This window comes from Vibrio sp. 10N.239.312.D08, from assembly GCF_041466145.1.
In the GTDB taxonomy this organism is placed as follows: Bacteria; Pseudomonadota; Gammaproteobacteria; order Enterobacterales; family Vibrionaceae; genus Vibrio; species Vibrio crassostreae_C.
The window spans coordinates 134,555-147,114 of record NZ_JBFSSD010000010.1; the positions used below are offsets into that span (position 1 = coordinate 134,555).

At 45.5% G+C, this 12,560-nt stretch carries 16 protein-coding genes; 14 read left to right on the forward strand and 2 right to left on the reverse strand.

What is annotated here, in order from left to right; genetic code table 11:
- Positions 1–59: 59 nt before the first annotated feature.
- The 5 genes from kefG (at position 60) to AB6D58_RS08025 (ending at position 4,652) form a co-directional block, all read left to right on the forward strand.
- Positions 60–644 carry a glutathione-regulated potassium-efflux system ancillary protein KefG gene (gene kefG / locus AB6D58_RS08005; RefSeq protein ID WP_017071307.1) on the forward strand — a complete coding sequence of 195 codons (585 nt, stop codon included), beginning with the start codon at positions 60–62 and terminating at the stop codon, positions 642–644.
- Positions 631–2,427 carry a glutathione-regulated potassium-efflux system protein KefB gene (gene kefB / locus AB6D58_RS08010; protein ID WP_372156935.1) on the forward strand — a complete coding sequence of 599 codons (1,797 nt, stop codon included), beginning with the start codon at positions 631–633 and terminating at the stop codon, positions 2,425–2,427. Before kefG ends, kefB begins: the two co-directional genes overlap by 14 nt.
- A gap of 156 nt (positions 2,428–2,583) precedes the next feature.
- Positions 2,584–2,784 carry a YheV family putative zinc ribbon protein gene (locus AB6D58_RS08015; RefSeq protein WP_029235422.1) on the forward strand — a complete coding sequence of 67 codons (201 nt, stop codon included), beginning with the start codon at positions 2,584–2,586 and terminating at the stop codon, positions 2,782–2,784.
- 94 nt (positions 2,785–2,878) lie between these two features.
- Positions 2,879–3,469 carry a peptidylprolyl isomerase gene (slyD, locus tag AB6D58_RS08020; RefSeq protein ID WP_017061108.1) on the forward strand — a complete coding sequence of 197 codons (591 nt, stop codon included), beginning with the start codon at positions 2,879–2,881 and terminating at the stop codon, positions 3,467–3,469.
- Between the two features lie 217 nt (positions 3,470–3,686).
- A complete protein-coding gene (locus AB6D58_RS08025; protein ID WP_372156927.1) occupies positions 3,687–4,652 on the forward strand; it encodes an isoaspartyl peptidase/L-asparaginase family protein in 966 nt (321 codons plus the stop codon).
- A gap of 115 nt (positions 4,653–4,767) precedes the next feature.
- Here AB6D58_RS08025 and AB6D58_RS08030 read toward each other — a convergent pair whose 3' ends face one another.
- On the reverse strand, positions 4,768–4,995 hold the full coding sequence (locus tag AB6D58_RS08030) for a SlyX family protein (RefSeq protein ID WP_009848930.1): 228 nt from the start codon (positions 4,993–4,995) through the stop codon (positions 4,768–4,770).
- 5 nt (positions 4,996–5,000) lie between these two features.
- Positions 5,001–5,978 (reverse strand): WD40 repeat domain-containing protein, encoded by a 978-nt coding sequence (locus AB6D58_RS08035; protein WP_372156937.1) that lies wholly within the window; start codon positions 5,976–5,978, stop codon positions 5,001–5,003.
- 131 nt (positions 5,979–6,109) lie between these two features.
- On the opposite strand from AB6D58_RS08035, the gene fkpA reads away from it, so the two are divergent.
- From fkpA to AB6D58_RS08080, 9 genes are all read left to right on the forward strand, one after another.
- Positions 6,110–6,886 carry an FKBP-type peptidyl-prolyl cis-trans isomerase gene (gene fkpA, locus AB6D58_RS08040; protein WP_372156929.1) on the forward strand — a complete coding sequence of 259 codons (777 nt, stop codon included), beginning with the start codon at positions 6,110–6,112 and terminating at the stop codon, positions 6,884–6,886.
- A 205-nt stretch (positions 6,887–7,091) separates the two neighbouring features.
- Positions 7,092–7,817 carry a transcriptional regulator gene (locus AB6D58_RS08045; RefSeq protein WP_004729851.1) on the forward strand — a complete coding sequence of 242 codons (726 nt, stop codon included), beginning with the start codon at positions 7,092–7,094 and terminating at the stop codon, positions 7,815–7,817.
- Positions 7,811–8,200 (forward strand): sulfurtransferase complex subunit TusD, encoded by a 390-nt coding sequence (gene tusD, locus AB6D58_RS08050; protein WP_017063709.1) that lies wholly within the window; start codon positions 7,811–7,813, stop codon positions 8,198–8,200. Before AB6D58_RS08045 ends, tusD begins: the two co-directional genes overlap by 7 nt.
- Positions 8,197–8,553 carry a sulfurtransferase complex subunit TusC gene (tusC, locus tag AB6D58_RS08055; protein ID WP_372156931.1) on the forward strand — a complete coding sequence of 119 codons (357 nt, stop codon included), beginning with the start codon at positions 8,197–8,199 and terminating at the stop codon, positions 8,551–8,553. Before tusD ends, tusC begins: the two co-directional genes overlap by 4 nt.
- A gap of 8 nt (positions 8,554–8,561) precedes the next feature.
- Positions 8,562–8,837 (forward strand): sulfurtransferase complex subunit TusB, encoded by a 276-nt coding sequence (gene tusB, locus AB6D58_RS08060; protein ID WP_017063711.1) that lies wholly within the window; start codon positions 8,562–8,564, stop codon positions 8,835–8,837.
- 182 nt (positions 8,838–9,019) lie between these two features.
- Complete coding sequence (gene rpsL, locus AB6D58_RS08065; protein ID WP_004737194.1) at positions 9,020–9,394, forward strand: 30S ribosomal protein S12; 375 nt, start codon at positions 9,020–9,022, stop codon at positions 9,392–9,394.
- A 107-nt stretch (positions 9,395–9,501) separates the two neighbouring features.
- Complete coding sequence (rpsG, locus tag AB6D58_RS08070; RefSeq protein ID WP_010435163.1) at positions 9,502–9,972, forward strand: 30S ribosomal protein S7; 471 nt, start codon at positions 9,502–9,504, stop codon at positions 9,970–9,972.
- Between the two features lie 166 nt (positions 9,973–10,138).
- On the forward strand, positions 10,139–12,235 hold the full coding sequence (gene fusA / locus AB6D58_RS08075; RefSeq protein WP_017061101.1) for an elongation factor G: 2,097 nt from the start codon (positions 10,139–10,141) through the stop codon (positions 12,233–12,235).
- 147 nt (positions 12,236–12,382) lie between these two features.
- On the forward strand, positions 12,383–12,560 hold a 178-nt coding region (locus AB6D58_RS08080; protein WP_262630474.1), incomplete at its 3' end, for a GTP-binding protein.

The window sequence follows — 12,560 nt, forward strand, 5'->3', positions numbered from 1 at the left end:
TTTGCTTAAATTCTTGTGGCCTTGCCACCGTTTAGCCCTCAAAGGAATGTTTCAAAGGAATGAGTAATACTCCCTCGACAGACAAAGTCGTGCCAAAGGTGTTGATCATCTACGCGCACCCAGAGCCGCAAACCTCTATTGCTAACCAGATGATGGTTAAGAAGGTAGAGTCGCTCGGTCATGTCAAAGTTCATGATCTCTACGCCATCTACCCTGACTTCTTTATTGATGTGCCTTATGAGCATGAACTGCTTCTGCAGTACGATGTGATTGTGTTCCAGCATCCTCTGTTTATGTATTCTTGTCCTTCGTTATTGAAGGAGTGGTTTGATCGAGTATTAGGCAAGGGCTTTGCGTTTGGTGAGCAAAGTGCACTTAAGGGTAAGCATTGGCGCAGTGTTATCACCACGGGTGGTAAAGAAGAGGCGTTTGGTGCTGCAGGCTATAATAAGTATCCCTTACAAGAGATCTTGCAACCGTTTGAGCTAACTGCCGCTTTGTGCCAGATGCACTGGATGTCACCTTTAGTTTTACATTGGGCTAGAAATGTCTCGGATATGACGCGTTACCAACACGCTGAAGAATATCGAAATTGGTTGCGAGATCCGCTACAAGATATAGGAGCGAATGATGGCTCTGACTAATGATTTCCTACAAAGTAGCGCTATATTTTTAGCGGCGGCTGTGGTTGCGGTTCCTATCGCGCAGCGAGCAGGCTTAGGTTCAGTATTAGGTTACTTATTAGCGGGTGTCGCTATTGGTCCATGGGGGCTTGGCCTAATCAGTGACGTAAAGGCCATTCTACATTTCTCAGAGTTCGGGGTGGTGCTGCTGCTCTTCCTTATTGGTTTAGAGCTTAACCCCAAAAAACTGTGGCAGATGCGGGCGCCTATTCTCGGCTTAGGGGGGGCGCAAGTGTTGATCACCACCTTGATTATTACCGCCATCGCCTGTCTATTTGGATTAACCTGGCAAACCAGTCTCGTGATAGGTATGGGTTTGGCGCTGTCTTCGACTGCGATTGCCTTGCGTGTTATTGAAGAGCGAGAGCTCGGCGGCAAAGAAGCCGGGCAGTCGGGCTTTGCAGTACTGCTTTTCCAAGATATCGCTGTTATTCCAATGCTAGCAATGTTGCCTCTACTTGCGGGTAATACCGGCGGTAGCTGGGCTGACATGCTGTGGATGCTGGGTGGCGTGATTGGCCTACTGGTCGGTGGCCACTTCTTGTTGAGACCACTTTTCCGATACGTAGTGATGAGTGGTGTGCGTGAGTTATTCACCGTCGCGGCGCTGTTACTTGTGATTGGTATTGCTGTGATCATGCAACGGATTGGCTTGTCGATGGCATTAGGTACCTTCCTAGCGGGCGTACTTCTGGCTGAAAGTGAATATCGACACGAGCTTGAGATCGCGATTGATCCATTCAAAGGTTTACTGCTTGGTCTGTTCTTTATCTCTGTGGGTATGGCGGTAAACCTAGGTCTACTGGCAGAAAGCCCATTCGCAATACTTATTGCAGTGTCGTCGCTAGTCGTATTGAAAGGTTTGGTGCTGTATGCGCTGGCTCGTATCTTCGGCACTCAAGCTAAAGCACGCAGCCGAATGGCGATGATCCTTAGCCAAGGTGGTGAGTTCGCTTTCGTTATTTTTACTGCGGCGAGTGCTCAAGGCATCTTAAGTGGCGAACAAGTGTCGTTCTTACTGGTGGTTGTGAGCCTTTCTATGGTGACCACGCCATTGATGCTTAAACTGCAAGACCGATTCTTTGCACGTCAGCTTAATCAAATCAGTGAAAGTGCGATGTCTTCGGATGTGGTTGATCGCAGCCCTCGAGTGATTATTGCGGGCTTTGGTCGTTTTGGTCAGATCATTGGTCGTCTGATGTATGCCAACAAGATTCGTATCACTGTCCTTGAAAGTGATGCCAGCCAAATACACATCCTTAGAAAGTTCGGCTACAAGGTGTTTTACGGAGACTCGACTCACCTAGAGCTATTACGCGCAGCCGGTGCTGATAAAGCAGAGGCGATTGTGTTGTGTACTGACTCCCCAGATGAAATCATGAAAACCGTCGATTTATGTAAGCAGCACTTCCCACGCTTAAAGATCTTGGCGCGTGCACGAAGCCGTGTTGAAGCGTATCAACTACTTAACCACGGTGTGAGTAACTATTCGCGTGAAACCTTCCTTGGAGCATTGGATTTAGGTCGTCAAACATTGACTGAACTTGGCATGCATCCATATAAAGCGAAGCGAGCAGAAGCACACTTTAGAAAGTTGGATAATGGTATGCTGAAAGAGTTGCTGCCTCAGCATAACGAAGATGCCGAGTTAGCCCAAAGAGCGAAAGAGGCTCGTAAAGAACTTGAAGAGATCTTTGGACACGAGATGGAAAACGATCACCAATCTCGAAACTATTGGCAGTAGCTTGAAGTGATAACTCATGCTTGAGCTTAGAAATAGAGCTTGGGCATAGAAATAACAGACTATAGAACTAACCTAATAATAAACGCGGTCTCTGCTTAACTTATCAATAAAGTGAGTGGGAAGAACCGCGAATCCAGAGCAGTAAAGGATATGAACGTGAAACAGAAAAAACGCTTTATCGCAGGGGCAAGCTGCCCAAGTTGCAACACTCAAGACACACTCCGTTGGTGGATTGAAAATAATATCGAGCTGGTGGAATGTGTCGATTGTGACTTCACAGAACAGCGTAAACCGAAAACTGTAGAGAAATCTGAACACGCGAATCAAGAAATGATCGGTATTTTTAAGCCAGAATGATTGAGTTTCGTTAATTGATCCCCATAATATCCCGGTACAGAATTTTTCCTAAGCTCAACTGTTCGAGCTTAGTCCAAACCTCCTTGGAGCTCTCATGAAAATTGAAAAGAACGTAGTAGTTAGTGTTGCATATCAAGTGAAACTTGAAGATGGCGTAGTAGTTGACCAATCAACTGCAGAAGCTCCACTAGATTACCTTCACGGTCACAACAACCTAATTACAGGTCTTGAAAAAGAGCTTGAAGGCAAAGTAGCTGGCGACAAGTTCTCTGCAACTGTTACTCCAGAAGACGCATACGGCGAACACAACGACGCACTAGTTCAACGTGTTCCTGCTGACGTATTCCAAGGTGTTGAGCAAATCGAAGTTGGCATGCGTTTCCTAGCGGATACTGACCAAGGTCCAATCCCAGTTGAAGTTACTGAAGTAGATGGCGACGAAGTTGTTGTTGATGGTAACCACATGCTAGCTGGCCAAACTCTAACGTTTGACGTTGAAGTTGTAGCGGTTCGTGAAGCGACTGAAGAAGAAGTTCAACACGGTCACGTACACCAAGAAGGCGGCTGTGGCGGTCACGACCACGATCATGACCACGAAGGCGGTTGCTGTGGTGGCGAAGGCCATGACCACGGTGAAGAGAAAAAAGACGGCTGCTGTGGCGGCGGTAGCTGTGGTTCTCACTAATACCGAATTAACGGTTTAGTTTAAGAATCTTGAAAGCCTCCCTTGTGGAGGCTTTTTGCGTTTAGGAGTCTCGCTTTTTGACCTCGCTTTTCTCTACCAAACTAAGTGTCCGCAAATCTAAGCATTCGTAAAAGTTTGGTTTTCGTTATCAGACATCGAACCATGGATGTGGTATTGATAGCACAACATTATAAGACGACGTCAGTGGAGAGTTTGTATGTCACAGCCTTTTTCAATTGCCATTCATGGTGGTGCAGGAACCATCTTGCGCGAGCAAATGAGCTATGAATTAAAAGCGGGTATTACCGAGGCTTTGGAAAAATCGGTTTTGGCTGGTTATCAAATATTGCAATCGGGTGGTGATGCTCTGGATGCGGTAGTGGCATCGGTTAAGGTGATGGAAGACAGTCCCCACTTTAATGCCGGCAAAGGCTCGGTTTTAACGCATGATGAATTTGTTGAGATGGACGCTTCTGTGATGCATGGCCGCGAAATGGATGCAGGTGCTATTGCAGGCGTTCGCCATATCAAAAACCCAATTGAGCTTGCACGTGATGTGATGCGGAAAAGCGACCATGTGTTGCTGATTGGTGAAGGTGCCGAGAAGTTTGCGTTTGAGCATGACTACACCTTTACCGAGCAAGACTACTTCTTTACTGAGCGCCGCTATGACCAACTTCAGTCGATGAAAGAGAAAGGCATCTTTGCTCTGTCTGAAGCGAAATATGATCAGCAGCAAGCTGAGAAATACCCTGACGATAAAAAGTACGGCACGGTTGGTGCGGTCGCATTAGACCAAGCGGGTAACTTAGCGGCAGCAACCAGTACCGGTGGCGTGACCAATAAGAAATACGGTCGTGTCGGGGATTCTCCGATTATTGGTGCAGGAACCATGGCTGAAAATGGCAACGTTGCTGTCTCAACAACCGGGATGGGCGAGTTCTTCTTAAGAAAGATGGTTGCGAGTGATGTGGCGGCACGAATGCGTTATCTCAAAGAAGATGTGCATACCGCTTGTGAACACATTATCCAAGGTGAACTGAAAACCATGGGCGGGGAAGGTGGCTTGATCGCTATCGATGACCAAGGCGATATTCATTTTGGTATGAACAGCTCTGGGATGTATCGTGCAAGCGTTGATACTCAAGGCCGTGTAGAAGTGAAGATTTATGCTGATGAGTAATCTCATACAGGCGTAAATTAAATTACCAAGTACATAAACAAAGGGCGACAGATATTTTCTGCCGCCCTTTGTTTTTCAATTATGGCAAATGAGCAGTAGCCCATTTGAATCGAACTTAATAGTGTGGAGGTGGCGTCTCTTCTGATGCGTCTGCTAGGTTAGAGCCATCCATATTTTTCACTTTGCCAACCACGAACTTCATCTGATCTTGCATTCTCGTGATCAACATTTGTTGTTGGCTAAGCGCTTCATTGAGTTCTTCAATGGTCTGTTCTTGGAAAGCTAGCTGACACTCTAGGTCATTAACGCGGCTTTCTAGTTGTTCAACTCGCTTTTCTGTCATCGTTCTTAATCCACATTCCAAGCTTGGGCTATGCCCGCAGAGGTGCCCGATATCACACGGTTCTTATCATCAAAGGCTGCATCATACACTACCGCACGAGGAGGGCGAGCATCTTTTAGTGGCTCAGCATCGTGGCGAGAAATTCGTTTGCCATCCTGAGTATTCCACACACTCACTTGGCTAGATGGTGTGCCTGTCACCAACATACTGCCGTCATCAGAAAAACGAGCACTCGAGAAAATCAACTGTCGAGACCAGCTTTGCAGTTGTGCTTGAGGTTCGCCCGTTTCAAGATCCCAAATCATTGCTTGGTTGCCGCCATCAGAGGTAAAAGCCAGCTCACCATCGCGTTGTAGCGCGACTCGTACTACTCTTTGTTCATGCTCAAAGGAGCGCAATACCAAGCCCGACTCAGTATCCCAAAGGTAGGCTTTGTAGTCGTTGCCACCGGATAAGGCGTAGCGACCATTGGATGAAAGGGACACGGAATTCACTTTTTCTCGGTGAGCGAGGAACTCCAGACGGCGTCCGGTGACTAAGTCCACATAGATGGCTTTGCCATTAGAAAGGCCAAGCAGTACTTTTTCACCATTGCTAGAGATATCGACATCGCGAATCAAGCCGTCTGAGATAGACCATAGCCCTTGTGCTTGAGTCCAAGATAAGTCCCAAACGGCGAAGTTCATTTGGCTCGCGGTAATGGCAAAACGGCCATTGTCCGAGATACGGATATGTGATACTTGGTTTTCTAACTGATCTTGTGGGCCAAGCTGAGCCAACTCTTGGTTTTGGGCGAGATCCCAAAGCAGTAGTTGTTTTTGCTGAGAGTAGAGCAGGGCGAAGCGTCCATCTCTGCTGAGTGCAAAGCTGGTGGCACCGTTGGGTTCAATTTCCCAACGTTGCTCATCATCTTGGAAGAAAAAACATCCATTTAACAAGGTGATGACAATTGCACATAGCAATGAATGGAAAAATATTTGCATCACGTCTAATAATCCGGTTTTTGTCGAAAGACATATGACTAGTATATTGTTATAACTAACGTATTCACACCAATCTAATCATTAGATTTGTGCACAATAACCAATGGCTTGGCCATTAATTGGAGAATTCAATGAAATCAGTTTTAAAAGTATCACTGCTTGCCGCAACGGTTATGCTAGCAGTTGGTTGTCAGAAAGAAGAACCAAAGGCAGAAGCTCCACAGGTAGAAGAAGTTAAAGTTGAAGCAGTAAACTTTAAAACAGAAGATGACAAAGCGGCTTACGCAATCGGTGTATCTTTCGCTAACTACCTAAGCACAAGCATTGATAAGCCAAGCGAGCTAGGTATCAACCTAGACAAAGATATGGTTCTTCAAGGTATCGAAGACGTATTTGCAGAGAAAACAGCACTTAACGAAGAAGAAACTCGCGCAGCTCTTGAAGCTCTAGACAAGCGTGTTGCTGAAACGATGCAAGCACAAGCGGCAGAAAAATCTGCAGAAGTGAAGAAAGCTGGTGATGACTTCCGTGCTGAGTTCGCTAAAACTGAAGGCGTTAAGCAAACTGAATCTGGCCTACTTTACCAAGCAATGACACAAGGTGAAGGCGCTTCTCCAAAAGACACCGATACCGTTCAAGTACACTACAAAGGTACACTAACTGATGGTACTCAGTTCGATAGCTCTTACGATCGTGGCGAACCAGCAACATTCCCACTAAACCGCGTAATCCCAGGCTGGACTGAAGGTGTACAGCTGATGCAAGTCGGTTCTAAGTACAAGTTCGTTATCCCGCCAGAGCTAGCATACGGTGAGCAAGACACACCGACTATCCCAGCTAACTCAACGCTAGTATTCGAAGTAGAGCTACTAAACATCGATAACGCTGAAGCAGCTCCTGCACAGTAATATCGGTCAAAAGCCTCGTACTAAAATACGTTGATTGAATAAAAAGCCTAACTTTGAGTTAGGCTTTTTTTATGATTTGAAGATGAGTATTTGATTTTTAAACTTGTTCTAAATCACTAGTTGCAATGTTAGCTAGGTGTGCAATTAAAATTTTCTGATAAACTTACATAAATTTGTTGATTTTTCACACGAAGGTAAGGAATAAGTGACTACTACAGAAACAGTCAATGCAGATGTGTTACTTGAAATGGAATCAGTCCACGTTATGCCATTCAGTGAACACGATAAAATCATTCTAAGATCTTATGAGGCCGTTGTTGACGGTATTGCGAGCCTTATTGGTCCGTTTTGTGAAATCGTTTTGCACTCTTTAGAAGACCTCAATACTTCTGCGATTAAAATTGCCAACGGCGAAAATACAGGTCGTCAGGTTGGCTCGCCGATCACCGATCTTGCATTGAAGATGCTAAAAGATATTGAAGGTTCTAAGCGTAATTTCTCACGTTCATACTTTACTCGCGCTAAAGGCGGAGTGTTGATGAAGTCGATCACGGTTGCTATCCGTAACGGTGAAGACCGAGTGATTGGCCTACTGTGTATTAACGTGAACCTAGACGCGCCATTCTCACAAGTACTGCAATCGTTCATGCCAACACAAGACGCAGACGAAGCCGCATCATCGGTTAACTTCGCTAGTGACGTTGAAGAACTTGTCGACCAAACGGTTGAACGCACCATTGAAGAAATTAACGCTGACAAATCGGTATCGAACAATACTAAGAACCGTCAGATCGTGATGGAGCTGTACGACAAAGGTATTTTCGATATCAAAGACGCGATTAACCGCGTTGCTGAGCGACTGAACATCTCTAAGCACACCGTGTACCTATACATCCGCCAACGTAAAACAGAGGATGAAGAGGGTTGCTAAGCTATACACTCCTAGTTAATGGGCCGGTATATGGCTCACAGTCAGCAAGAAGTGCCTACCAGTTTGCCGTGGCTCTGATTAAACAGGGCCACAAACTTCACAGTGTGTTCTTCTATCAAGATGGCGTTAGTAACGGCTCAGACCTTACCGTACCGGCTAACGATGAATTTGACTTAGCTTCAGCTTGGCAAAAGCTGGCTGATGAGCACGATGTTAGCCTTGAAACCTGTGTGGCTGCTGCGCTAAGACGCGGAGTGATTAGCTCTGAAGAAGCAGAGCAACATCAACTAAGTGCCTCTAACCTAGCAACTGGATTTACTCAGGCCGGATTAGGGAGCTTATCGGAAGCACTACTAACGCAAGATAGGGTTGTGCAGTTTTGAGAAAGTTAGCCTTTATATTTAACAGTTACCCTCATACGACCGCTGCGGGTAGAGAAGGGTTAGACGCCCTGCTTGCTGCGTCCGCATATAGTGAAGACATTGCCGTGTTCTTTGTTGGCGATGGCGTGACACAGCTTCTCAAAGCGCAGCAGCCCGACGAAACACTATCGCGTGACTACATCTCTGCATTCAAACTTATGGACCTGTACGACATCGAACAGGTGTATGTGTGTCAGCGTAGTCTGAGTCAGTTTGGTCTTTCAGCAGACAACCTGCTGATCGATGTGACCACCGTTGAAGCCGACGAGTTAACGCAGAAGTTAGCTCAGTGCCAACGGATACTGACTTTCTAGGGGACGCTATGCTTCATATTGTAAAATCAGTCGACAAACTTAAACTCGCATTGACCTATTCTCAGCCACAAGATCAGTATCTTTTGGTGGAAGATGCGGTGTATGTTTGCCTTCCCAATCATGAGTTATTCACTCAAATCTGCGCAGTAGAGCAGGTGTCGGTGTTAAAACCAGATCTCGATAGCCGAGGTTTACAACTACTTGTCTCAAGTACCATTGATCAAGTTGACTTCGATGGCTTCGTTAAACTGACGGTTTTGAACGACAAATCAGTCACTTGGTAGCTGTGTTTTATCAGTTTGGTTAAAAGTAGACCATCCTGAGCTCTAGACGGCTAAAAAAGATCTGTATATTTCTTGACACACCTCCCACTGCTGAATAGAATTTTGCGTCCCTAATTACGACTTGTGATTAGGGATAGATTTTTCACAAAGCTTACTTTCAAGTAAATTTCAGGAGCTAGTTAATGGCAACTATTAACCAGTTGGTTCGCAAACCTCGTGTAAAGCAAGTTGTTAAAAGCAACGTGCCTGCACTAGAAGCGTGCCCACAAAAACGTGGTGTATGTACTCGTGTTTACACTACTACACCTAAAAAACCTAACTCGGCACTACGTAAAGTATGTCGTGTACGTCTAACTAACGGTTTCGAAGTAACTTCGTACATCGGCGGTGAAGGCCACAACCTACAAGAGCACAGTGTTGTACTAATCCGTGGCGGTCGTGTAAAAGACCTTCCGGGTGTTCGTTACCACACTGTTCGCGGCGCACTTGACTGTGCTGGCGTTAACGACCGTAAACAAGGTCGTTCTAAGTACGGTGTGAAACGTCCTAAGTCTTAATTGATTCTCTTTTTTAAAAAGAAATCGTTAAGTAAGGCCAAACACTATTTTATTTATTATTCTGAAAAGTTTTGGAAAAAACCTGAAGAAGACAACGGAGAATATCCATGCCACGTCGTCGCGTAATAGGTCAGCGTAAGATCCTTCCAGATCCTAAGTTCAAATCTGAATTGCTGGCAAAATTCGTTAACATCCTTATGGTTGACGGAAAGAAATCTACTGCAGAAAAAATCGTTTACACTGCACTAGATTCAATGGCTGAGAAGTCTGGTAAAGACCACTTAGCTGTATTTGAAGAAGCTCTTGAAAATGTTCGCCCAGCGGTAGAAGTTAAATCTCGCCGTGTAGGTGGTTCAACTTACCAAGTACCTGTAGAAGTTCGTCCGGTTCGCCGTAACGCTCTTGCTATGCGTTGGGTAGTTGAAGCTGCGCGTAAGCGTGGTGAAAAATCTATGGCTCAACGCCTAGCTGCTGAAATGCTAGACGCGTCTGAGAACAAAGGTACTGCGGTTAAGAAACGTGAAGACGTTCACCGCATGGCTGACGCAAACAAAGCGTTCGCACATTACCGTTGGTAATACCTTTTTAGTGCTGCAAGGTTCCTTGCAGCACTTCTTTAGTTCCTATGCTTATGCTAGGAACTATTGCTATTTCTAGGGCAAGCAATTTTTAGCGAAGCATCGCTTTTAACGCCTAATCTAGACATAGCAATAGTCCCTAAGTCTCTAATAAGAGGATTCAACCGTGGCTCGTAAAACTCCTATAGAGCAATACCGTAATATCGGTATCGTTGCTCACGTAGATGCAGGTAAAACAACCACAAGTGAACGTATTCTGTTCTATACCGGTCTTTCTCACAAAATCGGCGAAGTTCACGATGGTGCAGCAACCATGGACTGGATGGAGCAAGAGCAAGAGCGCGGTATTACGATCACTTCAGCAGCAACCACTACGTTTTGGCGTGGTATGGAAGCTCAGTTCTCGGACCACCGTATTAACATCATCGACACTCCTGGACACGTTGACTTCACAATCGAAGTAGAACGTTCTTTGCGTGTACTTGATGGTGCAGTTGTTGTGTTCTGTGGCTCATCTGGTGTTGAACCTCAGTCAGAGACAGTATGGCGTCAAGCTGATAAGTACCAAGTTCCACGTATGGTTTTCGTTAATAAAATGGACCGTACCGGCGCAGACTTCTTGCGCGTAGTTGAACAGATCAAGGATCGCCTAGGCGCGACTCCTGTTCCAATTCAACTGAACATTGGTGCTGAAGAAAACTTCCAAGGCGTTGTCGATCTTATCAAGATGAAGGCAATTAACTGGAACGAAGCTGACCAAGGCATGACTTTCACATACGAAGATATTCCTGCAGACATGCAAGAAATGGCTGAAGAATATCGTACAGAACTTGTTGAAGCTGCTGCAGAAGCAAATGAAGAGCTGATGGATAAGTACCTTGAAGAAGGTGAACTAACAGAAGCTGAAATCAAACAAGGTCTTCGTACTCGTACCCTTAATAATGAAATCGTACTTGCTACTTGTGGTAGTGCATTCAAAAACAAAGGTGTACAAGCTGTTCTAGATGCAGTTGTTGATTTCCTTCCTTCTCCAGTCGATGTACCTGCAATTAAAGGTATCGATGAAGACGAGAACGAAGCAGAGCGTCACGCAGACGACAAAGAACCGTTCTCAGCGCTAGCATTCAAGATTGCAACAGACCCATTCGTTGGTACTTTAACTTTCATCCGTGTTTACTCTGGTGTTGTTGAAAGCGGTAAAACAGCTTACAACTCTGTGAAGAAACAACGTGAACGCTTAGGTCGCATTGTTCAAATGCACTCAAACAAGCGTGAAGAAGTAAAAGAAGTACGAGCAGGTGACATCGCAGCCATCATTGGCCTGAAAGATGTGACTACTGGTGAAACCCTTTGTGACCAGAACCATAAGATTGTTCTTGAGCGCATGGAGTTCCCAGATCCAGTGATTCAGATCGTTGTAGAGCCAAGCTCTCAAGCTGATCAAGACAAAATGACTATCGCTCTAGGTAAACTAGCAGCGGAAGACCCATCGTTCCGCGTTGATATGGATGCGGAAACTGGCCAGACTCTGATTTCTGGTATGGGTGAACTACACTTAGATATCATCGTTGACCGTATGAAGCGCGAATTTAGCGTGAACTGCAACGTTGGTAACCCGCAAGTGGCTTACCGTGAGACTATTCGTGGTACAGCGAAAGCGGAAGGTAAATTTATCCGTGAACATGGTGGTAAAGGTCAGTACGGTCACGTATGGCTGAAACTAGAACCATCAGAAGCTGGCGAAGGCTTTGTCTTTGTGGATGAAATTGCCAATGGTATCGTACCGAAAGAGTTTATCGCTTCAGTTGCTAAAGGCGTTGAAGAGCAGATGAACAATGGTGTGCTTGCTGGCTATCCAGTTTTGGATATCAAAGCTACACTATATGATGGTTCTTACCATGAAACAGATTCAAGTGAGATGGCGTTTACAATCGCTGCCTCTATGGCTTTCAGAACGGGTGCACTTGAAGCGCAACCGGTTCTGCTTGAGCCTATGATGAAAGTTGAAGTAACTACTCCAGAAGACTGGATGGGTGACGTTGTTGGCGATATTAACCGTCGTCGCGGCATCATCGAAGGTATGGACGAGGGGACAGCTGGCCTGAAGATAATTCGTGCACAAGTTCCGTTGTCTGTCATGTTCGGTTACGCAACTGATTTACGTTCTGCGACACAAGGTCGTGCTTCTTACTCTATGGAGTTTAGTGAGTACGCTGAAGTGCCTAACAATGTTGCAAAAGCAATCATTGCAGAGCGTGGTTAAACAAAAGGAAGGCATTTTTTTTCATTTTTTGAAAGAACAATGCGTCCAAATATTGCGCTAACGAGAGTTGGCGCATAAAATAGCAATTTCTGGCGCGTCTCGCTCAATAATGAACGTGGCGAATCATAACTAGGAAGGAACACGATTGTGTCTAAAGAAAAATTTGAACGTACGAAACCGCACGTAAACGTTGGTACTATCGGCCACGTTGACCACGGTAAAACAACTCTAACTGCTGCTATCTGTACTACTCTTGCAAAAGTATACGGCGGTGTTGCTAAAGATTTCGCATCTATCGATAACGCTCCAGAAGAGCGTGAGCGCG

What these genes read in the sequence shown, in the direction of transcription:
- kefB (WP_372156935.1), top strand. Translation starts at nt 631, where the DNA reads ATGGCTCTGACTAATGATTTCCTACAAAGTAGCGCTATATTTTTAGCG.
- AB6D58_RS08025 (WP_372156927.1), top strand. Translation starts at nt 3,687, where the DNA reads ATGTCACAGCCTTTTTCAATTGCCATTCATGGTGGTGCAGGAACCATC.
- slyD (WP_017061108.1), top strand. Translation starts at nt 2,879, where the DNA reads ATGAAAATTGAAAAGAACGTAGTAGTTAGTGTTGCATATCAAGTGAAA.
- kefG (WP_017071307.1), top strand. Translation starts at nt 60, where the DNA reads ATGAGTAATACTCCCTCGACAGACAAAGTCGTGCCAAAGGTGTTGATC.
- tusB (WP_017063711.1), top strand. Translation starts at nt 8,562, where the DNA reads ATGCTTCATATTGTAAAATCAGTCGACAAACTTAAACTCGCATTGACC.
- rpsG (WP_010435163.1), top strand. Translation starts at nt 9,502, where the DNA reads ATGCCACGTCGTCGCGTAATAGGTCAGCGTAAGATCCTTCCAGATCCT.
- AB6D58_RS08030 (WP_009848930.1), bottom strand. Translation starts at nt 4,995, where the DNA reads ATGACAGAAAAGCGAGTTGAACAACTAGAAAGCCGCGTTAATGACCTA.
- rpsL (WP_004737194.1), top strand. Translation starts at nt 9,020, where the DNA reads ATGGCAACTATTAACCAGTTGGTTCGCAAACCTCGTGTAAAGCAAGTT.
- AB6D58_RS08035 (WP_372156937.1), bottom strand. Translation starts at nt 5,978, where the DNA reads ATGCAAATATTTTTCCATTCATTGCTATGTGCAATTGTCATCACCTTG.
- fkpA (WP_372156929.1), top strand. Translation starts at nt 6,110, where the DNA reads ATGAAATCAGTTTTAAAAGTATCACTGCTTGCCGCAACGGTTATGCTA.